The 21,222-nt window shown below is 63.7% G+C and carries 22 protein-coding genes and 1 pseudogene; 12 read left to right on the top strand and 11 right to left on the bottom strand.

The features are described 5' to 3' along the window. Positions 1-181, top strand: a 181-nt coding sequence (locus tag MOV75_RS06495) for a hypothetical protein (RefSeq protein ID WP_247005244.1), incomplete at its 5' end; no start/stop codon positions are given. Positions 182-439: 258 nt separating this feature from the next. Here the strand turns inward: MOV75_RS06495 and MOV75_RS06490 are convergent. After that, a complete protein-coding gene (locus MOV75_RS06490) occupies positions 440-1,336 on the bottom strand; it encodes a LysR substrate-binding domain-containing protein (protein WP_246916490.1) in 897 nt (298 codons plus the stop codon). A 192-nt stretch (positions 1,337-1,528) separates the two neighbouring features. Here MOV75_RS06490 and dctA point away from each other — a divergent pair, with 192 nt between their 5' ends. Genes dctA through MOV75_RS06475 form a run of 3 tightly spaced genes read left to right on the top strand, consistent with a single transcriptional unit; the run spans position 1,529 to position 4,252 of the window. After that, on the top strand, positions 1,529-2,863 hold the full coding sequence (gene dctA / locus MOV75_RS06485) for a C4-dicarboxylate transporter DctA (protein ID WP_246916488.1): 1,335 nt from the start codon (positions 1,529-1,531) through the stop codon (positions 2,861-2,863). 24 nt (positions 2,864-2,887) lie between these two features. Further along, positions 2,888-3,394: an ureidoglycolate lyase gene (locus MOV75_RS06480; protein ID WP_246916508.1), complete on the top strand. Its 507-nt coding sequence runs from the start codon at positions 2,888-2,890 to the stop codon at positions 3,392-3,394. A gap of 18 nt (positions 3,395-3,412) precedes the next feature. Next, positions 3,413-4,252 carry a bifunctional allantoicase/(S)-ureidoglycine aminohydrolase gene (locus MOV75_RS06475; RefSeq protein ID WP_246916506.1) on the top strand — a complete coding sequence of 280 codons (840 nt, stop codon included), beginning with the start codon at positions 3,413-3,415 and terminating at the stop codon, positions 4,250-4,252. Between the two features lie 19 nt (positions 4,253-4,271). On the opposite strand, the gene MOV75_RS06470 is transcribed toward MOV75_RS06475, so the two are convergent. The 8 genes and pseudogenes from MOV75_RS06470 to MOV75_RS06435 form a co-directional block, all read right to left on the bottom strand. Then, positions 4,272-5,543 (bottom strand): DUF892 family protein, encoded by a 1,272-nt coding sequence (locus MOV75_RS06470; RefSeq protein WP_246916486.1) that lies wholly within the window; start codon positions 5,541-5,543, stop codon positions 4,272-4,274. Positions 5,544-5,666: 123 nt separating this feature from the next. Continuing rightward, on the bottom strand, positions 5,667-6,077 hold the full coding sequence (locus MOV75_RS06465) for a Crp/Fnr family transcriptional regulator (RefSeq protein ID WP_246916484.1): 411 nt from the start codon (positions 6,075-6,077) through the stop codon (positions 5,667-5,669). 191 nt (positions 6,078-6,268) lie between these two features. After that, positions 6,269-6,445, bottom strand: a complete 177-nt coding sequence (locus tag MOV75_RS06460; RefSeq protein WP_246916482.1) for a hypothetical protein — start codon at positions 6,443-6,445, stop codon at positions 6,269-6,271. Positions 6,446-6,624: 179 nt separating this feature from the next. Next, positions 6,625-7,800 carry a DUF305 domain-containing protein gene (locus tag MOV75_RS06455; protein WP_246916480.1) on the bottom strand — a complete coding sequence of 392 codons (1,176 nt, stop codon included), beginning with the start codon at positions 7,798-7,800 and terminating at the stop codon, positions 6,625-6,627. Continuing rightward, a complete protein-coding gene (locus tag MOV75_RS06450) occupies positions 7,797-7,994 on the bottom strand; it encodes a CsbD family protein (RefSeq protein WP_246916478.1) in 198 nt (65 codons plus the stop codon). The genes MOV75_RS06455 and MOV75_RS06450 overlap by 4 nt, the downstream gene beginning before the upstream one ends. 158 nt (positions 7,995-8,152) lie before the next feature. Further along, positions 8,153-9,727 (bottom strand): annotated as a pseudogene (locus MOV75_RS06445) (alpha-amylase family glycosyl hydrolase); the annotation flags it as partial. Then, positions 9,711-10,277 (bottom strand): hypothetical protein, encoded by a 567-nt coding sequence (locus MOV75_RS06440; protein ID WP_247005243.1) that lies wholly within the window; start codon positions 10,275-10,277, stop codon positions 9,711-9,713. The pseudogene MOV75_RS06445 and the gene MOV75_RS06440, both read right to left, overlap by 17 nt. A gap of 11 nt (positions 10,278-10,288) precedes the next feature. Then, positions 10,289-11,464, bottom strand: a complete 1,176-nt coding sequence (locus MOV75_RS06435; RefSeq protein ID WP_246916473.1) for a zinc-dependent alcohol dehydrogenase — start codon at positions 11,462-11,464, stop codon at positions 10,289-10,291. Between the two features lie 161 nt (positions 11,465-11,625). Here MOV75_RS06435 and MOV75_RS06430 point away from each other — a divergent pair, with 161 nt between their 5' ends. Further along, complete coding sequence (locus MOV75_RS06430) at positions 11,626-12,408, top strand: SDR family oxidoreductase (protein WP_246916471.1); 783 nt, start codon at positions 11,626-11,628, stop codon at positions 12,406-12,408. Positions 12,409-12,432: 24 nt separating this feature from the next. Here the strand turns inward: MOV75_RS06430 and MOV75_RS06425 are convergent, their stop codons facing one another. Beyond that, positions 12,433-13,167 carry an SDR family NAD(P)-dependent oxidoreductase gene (locus tag MOV75_RS06425; protein ID WP_246916469.1) on the bottom strand — a complete coding sequence of 245 codons (735 nt, stop codon included), beginning with the start codon at positions 13,165-13,167 and terminating at the stop codon, positions 12,433-12,435. 10 nt (positions 13,168-13,177) lie between these two features. Further along, complete coding sequence (locus MOV75_RS06420) at positions 13,178-14,218, bottom strand: LacI family DNA-binding transcriptional regulator (protein WP_246916467.1); 1,041 nt, start codon at positions 14,216-14,218, stop codon at positions 13,178-13,180. Positions 14,219-14,410: 192 nt separating this feature from the next. Here MOV75_RS06420 and MOV75_RS06415 point away from each other — a divergent pair, with 192 nt between their 5' ends. The 7 genes from MOV75_RS06415 to MOV75_RS06385 form a co-directional block, all read left to right on the top strand. Continuing rightward, positions 14,411-15,712 (top strand): ABC transporter substrate-binding protein, encoded by a 1,302-nt coding sequence (locus MOV75_RS06415; protein ID WP_247005242.1) that lies wholly within the window; start codon positions 14,411-14,413, stop codon positions 15,710-15,712. Between the two features lie 62 nt (positions 15,713-15,774). After that, positions 15,775-16,662: a carbohydrate ABC transporter permease gene (locus tag MOV75_RS06410; protein ID WP_247005241.1), complete on the top strand. Its 888-nt coding sequence runs from the start codon at positions 15,775-15,777 to the stop codon at positions 16,660-16,662. 4 nt (positions 16,663-16,666) lie between these two features. Next, the gene (locus MOV75_RS06405; RefSeq protein ID WP_247005240.1) at positions 16,667-17,494 is read left to right on the top strand and encodes a carbohydrate ABC transporter permease; all 828 of its coding nucleotides are present in this window, start codon (positions 16,667-16,669) and stop codon (positions 17,492-17,494) included. A gap of 7 nt (positions 17,495-17,501) precedes the next feature. Then, entirely contained in the window at positions 17,502-18,506 is a 1,005-nt protein-coding gene (locus tag MOV75_RS06400; RefSeq protein ID WP_247005239.1) for a zinc-binding dehydrogenase, read from the top strand. A gap of 6 nt (positions 18,507-18,512) precedes the next feature. Beyond that, complete coding sequence (locus MOV75_RS06395) at positions 18,513-19,586, top strand: ABC transporter ATP-binding protein (RefSeq protein WP_246916457.1); 1,074 nt, start codon at positions 18,513-18,515, stop codon at positions 19,584-19,586. A 62-nt stretch (positions 19,587-19,648) separates the two neighbouring features. Next, the gene (locus tag MOV75_RS06390) at positions 19,649-20,542 is read left to right on the top strand and encodes a sugar kinase (RefSeq protein WP_247005238.1); all 894 of its coding nucleotides are present in this window, start codon (positions 19,649-19,651) and stop codon (positions 20,540-20,542) included. Next, positions 20,539-21,222 (top strand): tagatose 1,6-diphosphate aldolase (locus tag MOV75_RS06385; RefSeq protein WP_247005237.1); only part of this gene is annotated, 684 nt, incomplete at its 3' end. The genes MOV75_RS06390 and MOV75_RS06385, both read left to right, overlap by 4 nt.

The following is a 21,222-nucleotide window of genomic DNA, read 5'->3' as shown; positions in this document are numbered from 1 at the left end:
CCGAGTGATCGGCGACACCTGTATGCTGCTGTGCGGTTCTTCCTGCGTGCGCGTTTCGCGCAGCGGACCGCGGGTGCCAGCCGGCACCCGGCCTTCCCTGCGCCCTCTTGGATTTGAGGGTCGAGCGATCAAGCAAAGCTCGGGCGATTTAAGCCGCGAGGCCGAAGAGTCATGTTTGTGAGTCAAGCTGCGTGTCACAAGCTCGATATCGTAGGGTGGGCAAAGGCGCTCTTGCGCCGTGCCCACGATCTCTCTCGGTCGCGAAAGATACGTGGGCACGCTTCGCTTTTCCCACCCTACGGCACTCTTGCTCCGTCATTGCAAGGAGCCCTTGCGACGAAGCAATCCAGAATCCTCAACGGAATAGATTCTGGATTGCTTCGCTGCGCCCGCAATGACGATGCGGAGGAAGCGCGACCGGCATCGGCCGCCCGGGGCGTTAGCCCACACTCTTTCGCTGATTCAGGTATCGCAGAGCCAGCTTGACGAAATTGTGCACCACCATCGACGTCTCGTCCTCCCTGAAGACCAGAAACACGTCGGCCGTGGGCGGTGAGGGCCTGATCGGACGGAATACGATGTCGGCTGTTGTGAATCGCGCAATCGACTGCGGCACGAGTGCCACGCCGAAACCGGCGGCAATCAAGCTTGGGATCGACTGGGCGTCGACGACCTGTTGGGACACTCTGGGCAGGAAGCCGGCATCGACACAGCACGTCTGCACGTATCGTGCGAAGTCGGAGCTATTGGGATCGAGGATGACGTGATCCTCCGATGCCAGGTCACCGAGGGCGATGCGCTTGCGGCCCGCCAGCCGATGGGTGCCGGGCATTGCGAGAACGACCTCTTCCCGCCATGCAAGCTTGCTGGTCAGGTCGCGCTCGGCCGGAATGCCGCGAATGAGACAGATGTTGGTGGTGCGGCCGAGAAGCGCCGCGATCTGCAGCGCGGGTGCCTGCTCATGCACCGTCATCTTGACCCGTGGAGCGACCTCCCGGTAGGCCGCGAGCAGCTCTGCGAGACGGCCGCGCAGAATGGAGCCGGTCGCTCCGACATCCAGCGTTCCGATCAGGCCGGCCCCAATCGAACGAACCTCGTCCTCCGCGGCTTTGACCTGTTGCAGGATGGCGCGTCCCCGCACCAGCATGGCTTCACCGGCCTGGGTCAGCTCGACCCTGCGGCTGGTCCTGTAGAGGAGTTGGGTCCCGAGCTCGGCCTCGAGGATCTGGATATGCTGGCTGAGCGGCGGCTGCGAGAGGTTCAGCCGCCGGGCGGCGAGCGTAAAGCTCCGCTCTTCGGCAACCGCAATGAAGTATCGGAGCTGGCGGAGATCCATAGCGAAAACCTATCAATCGTGTCGCTCTATATATTGGACTTGATGTCGCACCTGGTCAACGAATGACCGATGGAGCCTTCCAGCGTCTTGCCGCGAAAGGCTCCGTACGCGGCGACCTCGCCGCCAACGACAAGAATGGCGGGAGGCTCCGGCCGACCAAGCCAGATGGAAGCCCAGCGAGCGAGGAAAGCCATGCCCAGGATCTTCAAGTCACTCTTCTTCCAGGTCGTCATTGCACTCGCCGCGGGGATTGCTCTCGGCGTGGCCTACCCGGACATCGCGTTGCAGATGAAGCCGCTGGGTGACGGCTTCATCAAGCTCATCAAGATGCTGGTCCCCGTGATCGTGTTCTGCGTTGTCGTGCACGGAATTTCCGCAGCCGGTGACCTCACAAAGGTTGGAAGGGTCGGCATTCGATCGCTGCTCTACTTCGAGATCGTCACCACCATCGCTTTGGTGTTCGGCATTGCGCTCGCCTATTATTTCCAGCCAGGCGCAGGAATGAATATCGACCCGAGGACGCTGGATGCCAAGGCGCTCAGCGGGTTCAGCCAGACGGCGGCTCAGGTCTCCGGCGGCGGCGTCTCCGAATTCCTGATGAAGCTCATTCCGACGACGCTCGTCGGAGCTTTCAGCTCCGGCGATGTTCTGCAGGTCCTGATCGTCTCGATCATGTTCGGTTGTGCTGTGTCACTGTGCGGCGAGCGCGCCAAGCCGGTCGTCGATTTCGTCGAGCGGGTGAACGAGATCATCTTCAAAATGATGAACTTCGTCGTCCGGCTCGCGCCGATCGGCGTCTTCGGTGCGATCGCCTTCACCGTCGGGAAATACGGCATCGGTTCGCTCAAGCAGCTCGGGGGCCTCGTTGCCCTGTTCTATCTCGCGGTGGTTCTGTTTGTGGTCGTCGTGCTCGGCGCGATCATGCGGCTCTCCGGCTTCAGTCTGTTCAAGTTGCTGGCCTATCTGCGCGAAGAGCTGTTGATCGTTCTCGGGACGGCCGCGGGCGATAGCGTGCTTCCGCAGACCATGCGAAAGCTCGAGCTGCTCGGGATCAAGCGATCGACCGTCGGTCTGGTGATCCCGACCGGATACTCGTTCAATCTGGATGCGTTCTCCATCTACCTGACCCTGGCCGCCGTCTTCATTGCACAGGCGACGAATACGCCGCTTGCCACGGGCGATCTCCTGGCTATCCTCGGCGTCGCGTTACTGACCTCCAAAGGTGCTCATGGCGTCCCGGGCTCGGCCATCGTCGTCCTCGCCGCGACACTGGCCGCCATTCCGGCCATCCCGGCGATCGGATTGGTGCTTATCTTGTCGGTGGACTGGTTCATCGGCATCGCCCGCGCACTCGGCAACTATGTTGGTAACTGCGTTGCGACGGTCGTCGTCGCCTCCTGGGAGGGAGACCTCGATCATGCCAAGGCGCACCGTATTCTGAACGGCGAGGTCGATCCTTCGGGAGAGGATCTGCGGGCCGACCCAGTCGGTGCGGAGGCTTCCGTCGCGGGTCTGCAGACCCTTTGAACTTGGAGGTATTTGAGCTTGGCGATGGTGACACTCTCGATCGAACCTTTGACGAAGCGGGCGTTCGCTCCGTTCGGAGACGTCGTCGAAACGGAGGGGATGACGCCCCTGTCGATCAACCAGGGATATGCCGAGCGCTATAATGGACTCGCCAATATCGATGTCGCCGCGGAAGGCGGACAGATCAACATCAGCTGGTTTGTCGCCTCAAAACGGCCTGCGCCGATCGCCATCCGCCTGATGGAGCGCCATCCGCTCGGAAGCCAGATGTTCATGCCCTTGACCGGAGCGAGCTGGCTGGTTGTCGTTTGCGCCGACCCGCTGGTGGCATCGAGCTATCGGGCGTTCGCGGCAAATGGCCGCCAGGGGGTAAACTATGCCCGGAACTGCTGGCACCATCCGCTGCTGGTTCTCGAGGACGCAAGTTCGTTCCTGGTTGTCGACCGGGCGGGGGACGGCGATAATCTCGAAGAATATTGGCTGAGCCAGGAGACGCAGCTCGATCTCGGGTCGATCGCATCGCACCGGTAAGTTTCACGAGGCTTGATGATGTCGTCGCAAACCTATCACATACCGCAGGGCGGCCTTCCGCCGCAGACGGACCTTCTGAGCGGCCGGGCGGTCTTTACCAACGCATACGCCGTCATCCCCAACGGCGTGCAACGCGACATCGTCGTCAGCCATTTGCCGCATTGGGACAACACGCGCGTCTGGGTCCTGGCGCGACCGCTGTCCGGCTTCGCCGAGACGTTCTCCCATTATCTCATGGAGATCGCGCCGGCCGGCGGAAGTGATGTGCCCGAGCCGGAGAAGGATGCCGAGGGCGGGTTGTTCGTCGTGGGCGGCAAGCTGAGTCTCAAGTTGGCGGATGGAGAGCATGAGCTGAGGCCCGGCAGCTTCGCCTATGTGCCGCCCGGCTGCGCCTGGAGCATTCGCAACCGCGGCGAGGGCCCTGCGCAGGTTCATTGGATTCGCAAGCTGTACCAGCGCGTGCCGGGATTGGCCGCGCCCGAGGCGATCGTGACCAACGAAGGCGCCATCGCCCCCGTGGCGATGCCGGGCACGGAAGGGCGATGGGCAACCACACGCTTCATCGATCCGGCCGACATGCGCCACGACATGCACCTCAATATCGTGACGTTCGAGCCGGGTGCCACGATTCCCTTTGCCGAGACGCACGTCATGGAGCACGGGTTGTACGTCCTCGAGGGTAAGGCGGTCTACCGCCTCAATCGGGACTGGGTGGAAGTCGAGGCCGGAGACTACATGTGGCTACGCGCTTTCTGCCCGCAGGCCTGCTACGCAGGAGGTCCCGGCCGTTTTCGCTATCTCCTTTACAAGGACGTCAACCGGCACATGAATCTGCGACAGGGACCTCCGCTGATTTAGCCTTGAGCGCCGTGAGAGGCTACTCCGTCTGCTCGACCGCGGCCGGCATCTTCGCGACCGACATCAGCGATCGTGCAACCTGATTGAGCAGCTGATCTGAGTTTTCCTCTTCGGCGAGCGACTTCGACAACAGGCTGACGATGGCGCTGTGGCGAAGTTGCTGGGCGAGATTGCGCGCCGTCGTGTAGGCGGCGATCTCGTAGTGCTCGACCCGCTGCGCTGCTCCAATCAGGGCGAGATCCGCGGCCGCGTCCTCCTTGTCCTCGCCTTCCGCCATGATCTCCTGGCCTTCCTCGACGAGGCCCATCATCCCCTTGCAGGGCTTGGCCCGTGCGGACTTGCCGAGCATCTCGAAGCACTCGTTGATCCGCTCGACCTGGGCCTCGGTCTCTGCCAGATGCTGTTCGAACAGCTCGCGCAACTGATCGAAGCGGGCAGCTTCCGCCATTTTGGGCAGCGCCTTGGTCAGCTGCTTTTCCGCATGCAGGATGTCGCGGAGCTCCTCGATCAGCAGATCGCCGAGACCGGCCTCGTCCACCGGCGGCGAACTCTCCGTGACGATGGCGGTGGCGGGGCCGGGCTCGCCGGCCTGGATTGCGGGCGAGTCCGTGAAGACCCAGTCGCCACCCTCGTTCCAGGGCCCCCGTGTATCGATCTCGCCGTGATCTCCGCTGCCGGTCGAATCGTTGAAGAACTGGTCGACCAGGCCTGGAGTCGGCGCGATACGGCCGATGCTGAGCGACGGCTTGCCCATGCTCTCGAGTGCCAGCGCGAACGCCTTCATGTGCGTGATCTCGCGGGTCATCAGGAATTGCAGCGCGTCCTTGGTGCCGGCGTCGTCGCAGAAGTTGATGAGCCGCTCATAGACGATCTTCGCCCGCGCCTCCGCCGCGATATTGCTGCGCAGGTCGACGTCGAGCTCCCCGGTGATCTTCAGATAGTCCGCGGTCCAGGCATTGCCCTGGGAGTTGAAGAGATTGACCCCGCCACCGCCCGCGATCGCGATCAGGGGATCGGCCTCGGCGGCCTGACGATCGAACTTCGAGGGCTTGAGGTGCATCCGCGCGAGCGTGCCGACGACCTCCAGATGGCTGAGCTCTTCGGTGCCGATGTCCATCAAGAGGTCCTTGCGGTCGGGATCCTCGCAGTTCAGGCCCTGTATCGAATACTGCATTGCAGCTGCGAGTTCGCCATTGGCGCCTCCGAATTGCTCCAGCAGCATGTTGCCAAAACGGGGGTCCGGCTCATCGACGCGAACGGTGAACATCAACTTCTTGACGTGGTGATACATGGGAGCTCTCGGTGTCGGAGGACAGTAGAAGATGTGTCTCCAATAGGCGCCGCTGCTGTTTGTTCCTATTGCGCAGATCCGCGTCGACGTATGCAGCGCACTGCATGTGCGCCTTGAAAGTGGTCAAGCGACCGCGATATCTGCAGCTACCGGTCTCGGGAGTAGCGGCCGCACAGCCTCTCCGGACCGCATGCTCAGATAGGCCGGATTGAAGCCGGCGAGGCGGACCAGGCCTCGCCAGTCCGTGATCGCGATGGTCTTGCCCCGCCATTGCAGCAGGTTGCAGCGGCGCAGCTCCTGGATCCTGCGATTGGCGTGAACCGGGGAGATGCTGCAAGCGGCTGCGAGGTCGGACTGGGTGAAGGGCGAGGACAATCGGAACTCCCTGGCGAGCCCTACGCTTTGCAGGCGCACGGCGATCTCGGAGAGCAGATGCGCCACGCGCGTCAGTGCGTCTCGACTGCCGAGGCTGATGGTCCAGTTTCGCTGGATGGCGTGATCGGTCAGCAGCATCAGCAGCAGGGCGCGCGACATCGCTGGCGAGCGCGCCGCCAATTCGTGAAGTAGCGGTGGGGCACGAGAGCGACGATGGCGGGGCCGAGCGCGATCAGATTGCCGTCAATGCGGGGACGGTAGAGCGTGTGCGGGTCCGCGATGTCACCGGGAACGCAGATTGAGGTAATCTGGCCGTCCGGACTCTCCGGATTCTGCCAGGAGAGATATCCCTACAGCAGCAGGCAGCATCGGGTTGTCTCGTCGCCGTGCCGCAGGATGGCCTGACGGGCGCCTAAATGGGCAATGCTGCTCGGCATATCCGCGAGGAGGTCGAGATCGTCGCTGGTTATTTCGGCAAGGCTCGTCAGTCGATCGGCGAGCTTGGAGACAGCAAATCCTGCCTGCATCTGATGTCCGATGGTCCGCCCGCTTCATACCTTGGCCGATCGGGAGGGGAGCGAGCATTAAACTGTGATAGGTTGACGGATGTATCGCCAATGCACCGCGGAAACGTGCCCCGGCGACCTGCAATGCTCAGGGCTCCCGCCGAGCGAGGAGAGGCGCGTTCGGCGCGAAATTCCGTCGCTCAATTGACTTTGTCGCCGAGCATGTTGTGGAAGGCGGTGGTGACGGCGGCAATGCCGTTCGCGCCGAGCATCAGCGCGAATTCACCCTGCTGCTCGTGACGAATGGCGTGCGCCATGATGCGCAGGCGCGGATCTCCCTGACTGTGCCACATCTGGTCTGCCATCCTGACCGCGCCCCTGTGATGCTTGCTCATCATCTCCAAGAACACCGTATCGAACTGATCGGGCGGCGCAGTCTTGACCTCTCGCATCTCGACGGCCGTCAGAAAGCCGGGCATGGCGGCACGCTCCTCCCTGCTGCAATCGGGCATCTCGGTGTCGAACCAGCTCAGCCACCAGTTCTCGAAAATCCGGTTCTCGCCCGACTGGCTCGCGACCATCAGCATTGCGAGCTTCTGCAGATGCGGGGCCTGCGCGCGCCTGACGGCAATCCGCGCCAGCTCGATGCCCTGGGCGTGGTGTGCCGTCATATGGCGGATATAGGTCTGGTCCGCATCCCTGACATGGCCGATCCACGGCGGCTCGTAGCCATGGCCGCCGAACAATGCGCTTGTTCCAAGCACCGCGACCACGCCGAGTGCGCCTGTGGTCCAAGCATTGGTGAAGCGGACGTCGTGTTCCGGCGCATGGCCACGCCTCCAGCGCAGCCCGGCGAACAGGGGATACATCACGGCCGAGGAACCGTGGACCAGCAATCCGATCCAATAGGGCTGTTGTAGCGTGAACAGCGGCTGCCGGAACGGAAACAGCGGTACGAGCACGAACCATTCCAAGCTTGAAGAGAACACGGCCCAGGGCAGTGCGAGCAGCAGGATCGTCTGCGGGCGCAGGTCGGCGGTCCAGCGCCCGAGCACGCCGAAGAACAACAGCGCCCAGGAGAAATCCGCCCATTGGTGGAAGGCGATCCCGACAAGGATCGCGTGCCACGACGGCTCCGCGCTGATGGCCCAGTCCCGTGCAGGGATGGCGGCGACCGTCATCCAGTCGACCGCCGCATTGCGGCCGATCCGGGCGGCGAAGAGCTGGCTGACGATGGTCGAGAAGGTGCTGCTGATCAGGCCGAGCTCGGCCGCCGCGATCCAGCGCGATCGCCGCCGTCCGCCGGTGACGTACGATGCGCTTTCGTCAATACGCCGCCCTGCAGAGCAATGCGCCGGTTGCGACCCGGCGGTCACGTGAGCTGCTTGAGTTTCTTCAGTGGATTGAGCGCGCTCGGCTTGTCCTGTTTGTCCTGCTTGACCTGTTCGTCGCGGCCGCGCTGCGCTTGCGCCTTGCCGTCATCGTGGAGATCCTGGTCGCCGATGATCTCGCCGATGGCTTGCCTGGTCTTGCCGACGATCCGTCGCTGAAGATCCTTCGTCTTGCCCATGATCTATCTCCGCACTCATGCCGCAGCCCCGGCGCTTGAAGGGGTGAGCGCCGTGGCGGTTTGGTCCAGTCGGCCTCCGGCAGCAGGGGGACACCGGAAGCGTTGGTGAGACTCTCTGCCGTGCGGTTAGTTCCTGTGGGTCTCACCTGGCGTCGAGTGATCACGCCTTCATTGCCCCGCAGCAGGATTGATGCCTCCGGCAATGTTTCCGATGGCCGGTCGAGATCCGTCGACATCAGCAGGCGACCACGACCGAGCCAGTGCCATTTTCTCGGCTCGGCGGCGATATTGAGCACGATCAGGATTTCAGACCGGCCGTCGGTCCGCCTGTAGGCGGAACATCGTTCTGGGATCGCAGCGGCGCATAGCCACCCTGACGCAAGCACGCATGTTCGTGCCTCAACGTGATCAATGCGCGAAACAGCGCGAGCACCGACCGCTCGCTGCCCCGTTGCTCGGCCACGTTGGGCGTCCCGCCGGGCTCGAGCGGCAGCCATGGGTCACCATCGGTAAATACTCCGCCGGCGCTGCCGTCCCACCGCATCGGCGCGCGTTCGGGATCGCGGCAAAGTCCGTGTGCCGGCACCAGCCGCTCGAAGGGATCGCGGACGCGGTCCGACGGAATGGGAACGCGTTTGCGGCCGATCTCGTCACCCATGAAAAAGAACGGCGTTCCTCGCAGCGTCATCAGCAGCGTCGCCAGCACGCGCATCTGCGGCTCGCCGATCTTGCTCGCGATCCGCTGCTTGTCGTGGCCGCCGATCACCCACTGGCCAGGCATGTTCAGGGAGGGCGTGGAAATACGCGTCGATCGCCGCTTGCAGCGACAAGGCGTTCCACGTCGAGTCGAGTAGGGCGAAATTGAGCGGCAGATGCAGCCGCGGCCGGTCGTTGCTGTAGAAGTGCCCGATGCGGTCGGTCTTGCCCTGCACCTCGCCGCACAACATTCGTCCCGAATAGCTGTCGATCACTTCCCGAATGAACTCGATGCAGTCCATCGCCTCCGGCCGGTCGGCGGTAAAGACGGGCGTCTGTCGCTGTGGCGGTGGTTTGCCGTCGGCCTGCGGGTTCGGCGGATTGTCGCGCAACAGCTCGTCCTTGATCAGGACCGCGCTGGCGTCGACGCGGAAGCCGTCGACGCCGCGGTCGAGCCAGAAGCGCATGACATCCGCGATCGCGGCCCGAACCTGGGGATTGCGCCAGTTGAGGTCGGGCTGCTCGACGAGGAAGGAGTGATAGTAATATTGCCGCCGCGCTTCGCACCATTCCCAGCCGCTGCCGCCGAAGCGGCTCAGCCAGTTATTGGGCGGGCCGCCGTTCTCGGCGGGATCAGCCCAGATGTACCAGTCGGCCTTGGCGCTGTTGCGCGAGCTCGAGCTCTCGACAAACCATGCGTGATCGTCAGCGGTGTGGTTGGGAACGAGATCGAGGATCAGACGGATATCCGCGGCGTGTAGCGTCTCGAGCAGGCGGTCGAACTCGTCGAGGCTGCCGAAGGTGGGATCGATGGAGCAATAGTCGGAGATGTCGTAGCCGAGGTCACGGAAGGGACTCTTGTAGATCGGCGTCAGCCACACGGCGTCCCCGCCGAGCCATTTCAGATAGTCGGTGCGAGACATCAAGCCGGCGAGGTCACCCTTGCCGTCGCCGTTCGAGTCCTGGAAGGAAATCAGTGCGATCTCGTAGATGACGGCGGATTGCCACCACGCAGCTTCGTCACTGAACTCGCTCATTGCCTTGCTTCACCCCGTCAGGCTTGGCCTGTGCTGCGATCTGCCTTGCCGCGGTTCGGGCGCTCTCGATGCCCTTGGGAAAGCCGCTGCGGTTGGGATATAGCTTGCGCCGTGCATCGCGCGGCGGGCGCCGTGGCTTGGTGTCCTGCGCGGCGCGGTAGTCGAGCATGGCGAGGCCGCCGACCATCAACAGCGCCAACGCGATATTGCCCTTCTTGGGATTGTCCGGCGTCAGCCCCGAGAGCAGCGCAGCGGCGTCGAGGCCGTCGCTGCCCACGCGGGCCCACAGGCCGGCGTTCTTGTCGACGGACAGCGACATGATCCCGGCCAGGATCTCGCGGACGCCGAAGGCGCGGACCATGGTCTCATGGCCTTCCATGCCCAGCGTTTCCGTAACGCGTCGGGGCGTGAGAAACTCGACGACGCCGAGACCGATGCTGAACCAGCCGAGCGCGCGTGCCAGCAGATCCTCGGGGCGTTTCAGGCTCGGGCCGCCCTCGATGATCTTCGGGTCGCCCTTGGTACGCACGATGTTGGAGAAATGAAACATGGCTTGCTCCTTCAGGGCCTCAGTACGACCTTGACGCAGGAGTCTCGCTTGTCGCGAAACACCTGGTACATCTCCGGTCCCTGTTCGAGCGGGACGGTGTGGGTGATGACGAAGGACGGATCGATCTCGCCCTCTTCGATGCGGCGGAGCAGGTCGTCAGTCCAGCGGTTGACGTGGGTCTGGCCGGTTCGCATCGTCAGGCCCTTGTTCATGAAGGCGCCCATGGGCAGCATGTCGGAGAGGCCGCTATAGACGCCGGCGACGGAGATCACGCCACCCGGACGGCAGACATAGATCATCTCGCGCAGCACATGCGGTCTGTCGCTCTCCGCCATCACCATCTGCTTGGCGCGGTCGAGCAGCGTATCGGGCAGGGATGCCATCACATGCGATTCCATGCCGACGCAATCGATGCATTTTTCGGGGCCTTTGCCGTCGGTCAGTTCCTTGAGCCGCTCGAGGACGCTCTCACTCTCGAAGTTGATCGTGGTGGCGCCGCCGGCTTCCGCCATGCTGAGCCGCTCGGGCAGGCAGTCGATCGCGATCACCTGGTTGGCGCCGAGCAGGATCGCGCTGCGGATCGCCATCTGCCCCACGGGACCGCAGCCCCAGATCGCGACCGTGTCGGTCGGCTCGATGTCGCATTGCACGGCAGCCTGCCAGCCGGTCGGGAAGATGTCGCTGAGGAACAGGAGCTGTTCGTCGGGGATGCCGGCGGGCACCTTGATGTGGGTGGCGTCAGCAAAGGGCACGCGGAGATATTCGGCCTGTCCGCCGGGATAGCCGCCGGTCAGATGCGTGTAGCCGAACAGGCCGGCGGTCGTGTGTCCGAACACCTTGTCTGCGAGATGCCGCTTGCGGTTGGTGGTCTCGCAGACGGAGAAATTGCCGCGCTTGCACTGGTCGCATTCGCCGCAAATGATCGTGAAGGGCACGACGATGCGGTCGCCCTTCTTCAGCTTGCCGTCGACGCCGGAGCCGACCTCGACCACTTCGCCCATGGTCTCGTGGCCCATGATGTCGCCGGGCAACATACCCGGGATGAAATTGTGGAACAGGTGCAAGTCGGATCCGCAGATGGCGCAGCTCGTGACCTTGATGATGGCGTCGCGCGGATCCTGGATCTCCGGATCGGTGACGGTGTCGCACCTGATATCCTCCTTGCCGTGCCAAACCAGCGCCTTCATCATCCGTCCTCCGGGCTGAACCAGTTGGCACTTAAGTCCAGGAATGAACGATGGTTGCTATCGCCGCGCGCAAATCTCGCACCGCACCGGCGCGTGCAAATTTGGAACGAGAGAGCAGGGCAGCGATTGGACGTGATCGACAGTCAAGCGAGGACACGCTCATGCCCGCCAATCAACTCGCCGTCGTCACCGGCGCCTCCACCGGTATTGGCCTGGAACTCGCACGATGCAGCGCCCAGGCAGGATTCAACCTCGTCATCGCCGCCGACGAGCCCCAGATCGAACGAGTGGCCGTCGATCTGCGCCGGCTCGGCGTCAGCGTCGAGCCGGTCGAGGCCGATCTTTCCACCACCGAAGGCGTCGACAAGCTCTGCGCCGCGGTCGGCGACCGGCCGATCGATGCGCTGCTCGCCAATGCCGGCATTGGGCTGGGCAAGGCCTTCCTTGATCAGGATTTTGCCAGGGTGAGGCACCTCGTCGACACCAACATCACCGGAACGCTCTACCTGATCCATCGTGTCGGCAACGAGATGCTCCGGCGCAACTCCGGGCGGATCCTGATCACGGGCTCGATCGCCGGCTTCACGCCCGGCAGCTTTCAGGCAGCCTACAATGCCTCGAAGGCGTTCCTCGATTCATTCTCGTTCGCGCTGCGCGAAGAACTGCGCGATAGCGGCGTCACCGTCACCTGCCTGATGCCCGGCGCCACCGACACCGAGTTCTTTCGCCGCGCCGAGATGATGGATACCAAGGTAGGCACCGAGAAGAAGGACGGCGCCTACGATGTCGCCAAGGCGGGCGTCGATGCGATGCTGCGCGGGGACTCCGATATCGTCACCGGGCTGAAGAACAAGATCCAGACCACGGTCGCCAACGTCACGCCAAACGAGGTGCTGGCAAAGCAGCATCGCAAGATGGCCGAACCAGGTACGGCAAAATCGTAGCGCTGGCCGTAGGCGCGATGGGCCTCATCCCGCGAGAAACCCTCCGTCCACCGCGACCACTGTTCCGGTCGCGTATCGCGAAGCCGGCATGCAAAGGAAAGCAACCGCACCGGCGATATCTTCCGGCCGCCCCCATCGCTTGAACGCGGTGCGGTCGGCAATGCGCTGATAGTGGGCGCGATCGGTGCGGCCCGCGGCATTGATCGCCGTTTCGATGTAGCCGGGCGCAACGGCATTGACGCGGATATCGTCCTCGGCCCACTTCAGAGCCAGCGCCTTGGTCAGCATCACGACGCCGCCCTTGCTGGCGCAATAGGCGGGAATCCGTGGCAGCGCCAGCGTCGCATTCATCGAAGCGATGTTGACGATCGAGCCCCTCGTCTGCGCGAGCAGCGGATGGAATGCCATGCAGGTGCGGAACGTGCCGGTGAGATTGACGTCGAGGACCTTCATGAAGGTCTCGATCTCGAACTCCTTGTCGCGCGCGAGAATCCCGGCGCAATTGACGAGGGCGTCGACGCGCTTGTGCTGCAGGGCGAAGGACGTGACGGCGGCGTCGTCGGTGACATCAAGCGTCGCGAGCGTGAGTCCGGCGCGCGGCTTCAGCAGGGTGCGGGCCAGATCGGCGTCGTTCGCGCCCGTTGCGGTGACCGTCGCGCCGAGATCGCAAAATTGATTGCTGATTGCGGCGCCAATGTCCCCAGCGCCGCCGATCACGACGGCATGAAAGCCGGGTGCAAGGGAAAAGTTCGAGTTCATCGGACGCGTCTCATTTCAGGGATTTCGGAGGCGGAGCCGTCGATTCGCGGACCACCAGCGAGAAATCGATCTCGCGATGCATGATGGTCTGCTCGCCGGCGAGGCTCCGCACCAGATATTCGCCTGCGCGCTGCCAGGTTTCTCCGGTCGGAACGTGGATCGTGGTGAGGCTCGGGCGCAAATGGCGGCTCCAGTCGAGGTCGTCGAAGCCGACCACCGACAGATCGCGCGGCACGGAGAACCCGTCGCGCTCCGCCTCGAGCAACACGCCGTAGGCGATGACGTCGTTGCCGCACACCACGGCTGTTGGGCGGTCCTTGAGGTTGAGGAGATAGCGGGCCGCCTCGCGCGCATCGTCCAGCGTATAGGGCACCTCGACGTGCCATTGCGGAGGAAGCTCGATGCCGTTCTCCGTCAGCGCGCGGCGAAAGCCGGTGACGCGGGCGCTCGCGCGGTCGTTGTTGCGCTGGAGCGCCGAGACGATTCCGATGCGGCGGTGACCGAGCTCGATGACGTGGGCGGCGGCGCGGTGGGCTGCGGCTTCGTTGTCCGTTCCGACGCAAGGGTAGGGCCTGTCGGGCTGGTAGATGCCGACATTGATGAAGGGCACTTTGTTGTCGGCAAGCAGCTTACGCAATCCGTCGTGATGGCAATCGCCGCGCAGCACCAGCCCGTCGACGCCGCGGCTGATCAGATTGCGCGCCTGCTGCAATTCGACATCGAGGTCATATCCGCTCGTGGTGAGGAACAGCATGTATCCGACTGACGATAGATATTGCTGCAGTGAGGCGATGCCGCGCGCGAACATCGTGTTGTCGATCGTTGGCACGATCGCGCCAAGCGTGCGCGAGCGGCGCGACGACAGGATGCGCGCCGGCGCATGCGGGATGTAACCGAGTGCGTCGATGGCCTGCTCGATCCGCGCGCGCAGGGAAGGGCTCACCGCGTCCGGATTGTTGAGGGCGCGCGAGACCGAGGCGGTTGAAACGCCAGCGCGGGCCGCAACGGCGCGGATGCCTTGTTTGACGGACTTGGCGTTGGTCAATCTCATGAATGTAACGTTACATCTAGCGGATCGCGCCGCGTGCTCGCGATAATGGTCCTAGTCTGCGGTAGATTGCGCGATCTGTCCATCGCTTGACACGGCTGGGCTGAGGTCTATTTTGTAACCGTTTTCAAATTGTGCTCGAAGATGTTCAAAATGGTTCGCCGGCTTAAGGCGGCCAGCCGGGAGGAGAGTTCAATGAAGGTCAGGATGCTCGCGACCCACGTCGCGTTGCCCGTTCTCGCGATTGCCGCCGCCAGCGCGCAAGCGCATGCCGCCGATTTCGACTGGATGAAGTTCAAGGGCAAGACCGTCACCTTTCTCGCCAACAACAATCCGGTCGCGCAGGCGCTGCTGACTTACAAAGCCGATTTCGAGAAGCTGACCGGCATGACCCTGAAGGTCGACGGCTATCAGGAACAGCAGATGCGCCAGCGTCTGGTCACCGTCATGAACGCGAACAGCGACGAGGTCGACGTGTTCATGACGCTGCCCTCCCGCGAGGGCGAGCAGTTTGCCGCCGCCGGCTGGTACGGCGATCTCACGACGATGGCCAAGACCGACGTCGCCAAGGACTACGACCCGGCAGGGCTGAGCCAGGCGCTGCTGAAGGCTGCGACCTTCGGCGGCAAGCTGACCAGCATGCCGATGAACATAGAAGGTCCGATCTTCTATTACCGCACCGACATCTTCAAGAAGTGCGGCATCGAGGCTCCGAAGACCATCAAGGAGGTCGAAGCTGCAGCTGGCAAAATCAAGACTTGCGACAGCGCGGTGACGCCGTTCGTCTCGCGCGGCCTCAAGCCCGCGATCGCCTACACCTTCAGCAACATGCTGCACAATATCGGCGGCAGCTACATCGCCAGCGGCAAGTCGAACCTCTGCTCGGCCAAGGGCAAGGAAGCGCTCGACACCTATAGCCGGCTGCTGCGCGACTTCGGACCGCCCGGCGTCGTGAACTACAGCTTCCAGCAGATTTCGGCGCTCTATCGCAGCGGCCGCGCGGCGATGGCGTTTGAATCGTCCAATGAGCTGCGCACGGTGATGGAAGGCGGCGCCCGGCTGAAGGACACCGGCCTGCTGCCGTTCCCGGCAGGCGAGGCCGGCCAGGTGCCGACCACGATCGGCTGGGGCATGGCGGTATCCTCGCACAGCAAGCAGCCGGAGGCAGCCTGGTATTTCGTGCAATGGGCGAGCAGCCCCGAGGTGCAGAAGAAGATGGCGCTGCAAGGCATTGCCCCGCCGCGTCCGTCTGTCGCCAAGGACCCTGAGTATCGTAAGTGGATCGACGAGGAGCCGGTCCGCAAGGAATGGCAGGCCGCGCTCGACGTGCTCGCCACCAAGGGCTCGTCCGAGGTCGGCTATCCTATCGTTGCGAACCCGGAATCGCGCGAGTTCATCGGCCAGGCGGTGCAGGATCTGATCCTGAAGCAGAAGCCGATCGAGCAGGCTTGCGCGGATGCCGACAAGGCGCTCGATGCGCTGATTGCGCAGAAGTAACGGCTCAAGGTCGGCGGGCTTGCTGCCTGTCGGCACCTCCTCACTTCCAAGGAAACGGACGCATGTCTGATGCGGCTGCGACACTCGCGCAGGACCGGCAGAGGCTGGAAATGTCGGCGCTCTCCGCGCCGGCCGTGATCTTCACGGTCGCGATGATCGCGTTTCCCGTCGTCTATACGGTCTGGCTCGGCTTCCAGAACTTCTCCTCGACCGGCAAGCAGTCCTTCGCGGGCCTTGCCAACTATTCCAGGCTGGTCTCCGACTACGAGTTCTGGCACGGGCTGTGGGTGACGATCGCGCTCTATGTGCTGTCGCTGGTGCTGCAGCTCGTCTTCGGCGTCTGGCTCGCGCTGGTGCTGTTTCACGCCAAGCGCCTGCCGGGGATCGTGCGCTCGCTGTTCATCTCGCCCTTCATGATGCCGCCGGTGGTCGCCGGCATGATGTGGCTGGTGATCCTCGATCCGTCGCTGGGTGCAGCCAACTATGTCCTGCAATCATTCGGCCTGCCGCCGTCGGACTGGCTGGCGTCGCCGACATGGGTCATTCCGACGGTTGCTCTGATAGACAGCTGGCAGTGGACGCCCTACGTCGCCTTGATCGTGCTCGGCGGCCTGCAATCGCTGCCGCCGAGCGTCTATGAGGCCGCGCAGATCGACGGCGCATCGCCGTTCAAGACCTTCCAGCGCATCACGCTGCCGCTGCTGTTGCCGACCATCGTCACCGCGGCGATCCTGCGCAGCGTCGACTTGCTGCGGTTCTTCGACATCATCTACATCACCACCCAGGGCGGCCCGGGCAACGCCTCGAACACGCTCAACATCTACGGCTTCCGCGTCGGTTTCGAATTCTTCAACATCGGCTATGCCAGCGCCCTGATGCTGACGCTGACGGCCATCGTATTCGGCGCCGTGCTCGCCTTCAACCGCCTGCGCGGCGCGGTGGCCTGGTGACGCCATGACCGATGCCGCCAATACCGACCGCTGGATCCGCTGGCTCAATCTGGTGCAGCTCGTGCTTGCAGGCATCATCATCATGACCCCGACGGTCTGGATGGTGCTGTCCTCGTTCAAGCCGTCCTTCGAGGTCACCGCCTATCCGCCGGCGCTGATCTTCACGCCGACATTGGAGAACTATGTCGAGCTGACGAGGACCACGCCATTCCTGAGCTACGCGCTCAACAGCGTCATCGTCACCGTCGGCTCGACCGCGCTCGGGCTGCTGTTTGGGATCCCCGCCGCCTTTGCCGTCTCCTGGACGCGGATTTCCTGGCCGGCGATCCTGACGCTGGCGGCGCGCATGGCGCCCGGCACGCTGTTCCTGCTGCCGTGGTACGTCATGTTCCGGCAGGTCGGCATGATCGGCTCCTATACCGCGCTGATCCTCAGCCACGCCGTGATCACATTACCGATCGTGATCTGGGTTTTGCTGCCTTCCTTCGACGGCATTCCTCGCAGCGTGTTCGAAGCGGCGCAGGTGGACGGATGCAGCGTCACGCGCATCCTCTGGCGCATCGCACTGCCGCTGGTGGCATCCGGCGTCGCGGTGTCGGCGATCCTCGCCTTCGTGTTCTCGTGGAACTACTTCCTGTTTGCGCTGGTGCTCTCCAATGGCGACACCAAGACGCTGATCGCGGCGGCCTTCAACTTCATCGGCGAAGGGTCGACGCAATGGGGCGCCCTGATGGCTGCGGCGACGCTGATCGCTTTGCCGCCGCTGGTGCTGGCGGCCCTGGTTCAGCGCTGGCTCGTTTCCGGACTGACGCTCGGCGCGGTGAAAGGCTAGGTCTCTGATGAATGTATCACCCCGTCCAAATTCGATCATGCAGGCCGCGGTCTTCCACGGCAACGATCGCATCACCATCGAGCGCGTGGCGATGCCCGAAATCGGCACAGGCGAGGTGCTGGTGCGCGTCTCCCGCACTGCGCTGTGCGGCTCGGACTTCAAGCTCTGGCACAAGGGCGCCGAATTCACCGCTGGCCACGAGATCTTCGGCGTGGTCGAGCAGCCGGGTCACCGTCTGCATGGCTGGCGCTGCGCCGTCTATATCCCCTTGCACTGCGACCGCTGCGCCGCCTGCAAGCGCGGCGACACCCAGATGTGCCTGCAAGTCTCCAGCCTGATCGGCTGGAACAGGCCGGGTGGGTATGCCGAATATGTGCCGGTGCCGGAAAACTGCCTGCTGCCGGTGCCTGACGATATCGAGAACAGCCTCGCGCCGCTGCTGCTCGACACCATCGGCACCTCGGGCCACGCCGTGCGTTTCGTTAGCCGCGTCGTGCCGCCGGCCGAGGCCGGGCCGGTTCTCGTGATGGGAGCAGGGCCCGTCGGCCTCGGCGTCGTGCTGGCGCTTCGCGCGCTCGGCTATGACGACGTTCACGTCGCCGATCCCAACGCGACGCGACTCAAGATCGCGCAATCGTTCGGCGCGAAGGCGCATCCGGTCGGCGATACCTCGAAGCGCTTCGCCCTGATCATGGAATGCTCCGGTGCCCATGCCGCGCGCAACCTCGGCATCGAGCTGGTGCTGCCGCGCGGCGCCTTGGTGCTGGTCGGCGAGAACGCCGCGCCCTGGACCATCGAGGAAGGCAAGGTGTTCCGCCGCAAGGATTTCTACATGATCCGGACCTTCTACTTCCCGGTTTCCGATTTCGAGCCGAATGTCGAGCTGCTGCGCAAGTACAAGGACGAATACCGCGTCCTCGTCGACGGCGAGTTCGGTCTCTCGGCGCTACCAGAGAATTTCGCCCGCTTCGCCAAGGGCGAGCTGATCAAGCCTGTACTGGCGCTGGACTGAGCGATCATGGCCTCGATCTCGATCCGCAACCTCGTCAAGCGCTACGGCAATTTCACCGTGATCCCCGATCTCAATCTGGAGATCGCGGACCATGAATTCGTCGTGTTCGTCGGCCCGTCCGGCTGCGGCAAATCCACCTTGCTGCGCATCATCGCCGGCCTGGAGCCGATTTCTTCGGGAGAGCTCTATATCGGCGACAAGCGCGTCAACGGCGTGCAGGCCGCCCACCGCGACATCGCAATGGTGTTCCAGGACTACGCGCTCTATCCGCACATGAAGGTCTACGACAACATGTCCTTTGCGCTGGAGCTGCGTGGGGTGTCGAAGGCCGAGATCGACGCGCGCGTGAAGCGCGCCGCGGCGCTCTTGCACATCGAACCCTATCTTGACCGCAAGCCGAAGGAGCTCTCCGGCGGCCAGCGCCAGCGCGTCGCCATGGGCCGCGCCATCGTGCGCAATCCCAAGGCGTTCCTGTTCGACGAACCGCTGTCCAATCTCGACGCAAAGCTGCGTGGGCAGGTGCGGGCCGAGATCAAGGCACTGTCGCAGGAACTGAAGACCACCATGGTCTTCGTCACCCACGACCAGATCGAGGCCATGACCATGGCCGACCGGATCGTGGTGCTTCAGAGCGGCACGATCCAGCAATACGACACACCCGAGACCGTTTACGAACGACCCGCCAATCAGTTCGTCGCCGGCTTCATCGGCTCGCCCGCCATGAACTTCTTTCCGGTCGAGTGGCAGCAGGAGCGCGCGATCCTCTCGCAAGGCGGGATGGTGGTGCCGCTGGAAGGCGAGAGCGCAGGCCGTCTCAGGCTGGCGGGCAATGCAGTGCTCGGAATTCGCCCTGAGCATTTCGCCGTGACCACGGAGGTCGCCGACGGCATTGCCGTCAACGTCAAGCTGGTCGAGCCGCTTGGATCGGATACGCTGATCCATTTCGATCTCGCCGGCGTCTCCGCGATCGCGCGGGTCGATCCGTCGCTGCGGCCGAAGGTCGGCGATCGCATCAGCTTGCGGCCGCAGCCGGGCAAGACGCATCTATTCGATGCCTCCAACGGGCAGGTTTTGCGGTGAGCGGGTCGGCGGACATCGGTGATTGGTCGGCACTGGCGGGCGTCGCGTCGCGGGAAAGGCCGGTGCATGTGATCTGCCTTGGCCTGTCCGCGCTCGACCAGGTCTGGCGCGTCGATCGTCCATTCGCGGGTGGAAGTGAGAAGATCAAGGCAACCGGTTACGGCACGCTCGGCGGCGGGATGTCTGCCAACGCTTCGGTCGCGATAGCAAATCTTGGCGGGTCCGTCGCGTTCTGGGGGCGGGCAGGGAACGACGCCGCAGGACATGAGATGAGATCGGCCTTCATCACCGAAGGCGTCGATGTCGAGAACTTCCGGCTGTTTCCCGAGGGCCGCTCGTCGGTCTCCGGGATCATCGTCGACAGTTCCGGTGAACGCCAGATCGTCAACTTCCGCGGCCTCTATCCGGAAGCTGCGGACTGGCTTCCGCTTGAAGCCGTCGCTCGCGCATCATCCGTGCTGGCGGATCCGCGCTGGGTCGAGGGCGCAGCGACGCTGTTCCGCGAAGCCCGAAGGCGCGGCATTCCAACGGTGCTCGACGGCGATATGGCCGATGCCGAGGTGTTCGAACGGCTGCTGCCACTCACAGACCATGCCATCTTCTCCGAACCTGCGCTCACCGCCTTTGCCGGATCGGCCAAAGATGAATCACTCGCCGCGCTCGCGCGCTTCGGTTGCCGCGTCATCGCCGTCACGCGGGGCGAGGGGGGCGTGAGCTGGTACGAGAACGGCGAGCTGCACCGGCAGTCGGCCTATGCCGTCGAGGTCGTCGACACCACAGGCGCCGGCGACGTGTTCCACGGCGCCTATGCGCTTGCGATCGGCGTCGGACTCGATGCGCGCGCAGCCATGGCGTTTTCGGCGGCGACAGCCGCCATGAAATGCCGCCACGCCGGTGGCCGCAATGGAATCCCTGATATCAACGAGTGTCTTGCATTCATGAGGACGACGCCATGAGAACGATTGGAAAGAACCGTGGCCTGGCACGGCTTGCTGACGCGGAGGGCCACTTTCGCATGGTCGCGCTGGACCAGCGGCCGCCATTGTTCGATGCCATCGCGAAAGCAAAAGGCATCACCCGGGAGCAGGTCGAATATTCCGACGTCACGGCGGCGAAGCGCCTTCTTGTCGAGAACCTCGCGCCGCATTGCAGCTCGATGCTGTTCGACCCGAATTTCGCGGTGCCCGCGGCGATCGATCTGTTGCCGCCGCGCTGCGGCTTGATCATGACGCTGGAGGAGCACCGCGTTGAAGAAACCGCGGGCGGCCGCAAGTCGCGGGCGATCACCAATTGGAGCGTGGAGAAGATCCGCGCGATGGGCGGCGACGCCGTCAAGGTGCTGGCCTGGTACCGGCCGGACGCCGATGCCGCGGTCAACGAGCATCAGAAGCGCTTCGTCCGTGAGGTCGGCGAGGACTGCGCCCGCCACGACATTCCCTACGTCCTTGAGCTGCTGGTCTATCCGTTCCTCGGCAGCGCCAATCACACCGCGGACTATGTGGAATCGCCCGGCAAGCTGCCAGGCCTCGTCATCGACAGCGTGCGCGAGTTTGCCAAGCCGGAATATTGCGTCGATCTCCTCAAGCTGGAGAGCCCGCTTGCGGCGGGCGGCCTGCCGGCCCGCGACGGCAGTGCG

It is taken from the genome of Bradyrhizobium sp. PRIMUS42 (assembly GCF_023006515.1).
Taxonomy (GTDB): Bacteria; Pseudomonadota; Alphaproteobacteria; order Rhizobiales; family Xanthobacteraceae; genus Bradyrhizobium.
This window is presented reverse-complemented; position numbering and strand designations above follow the sequence as displayed.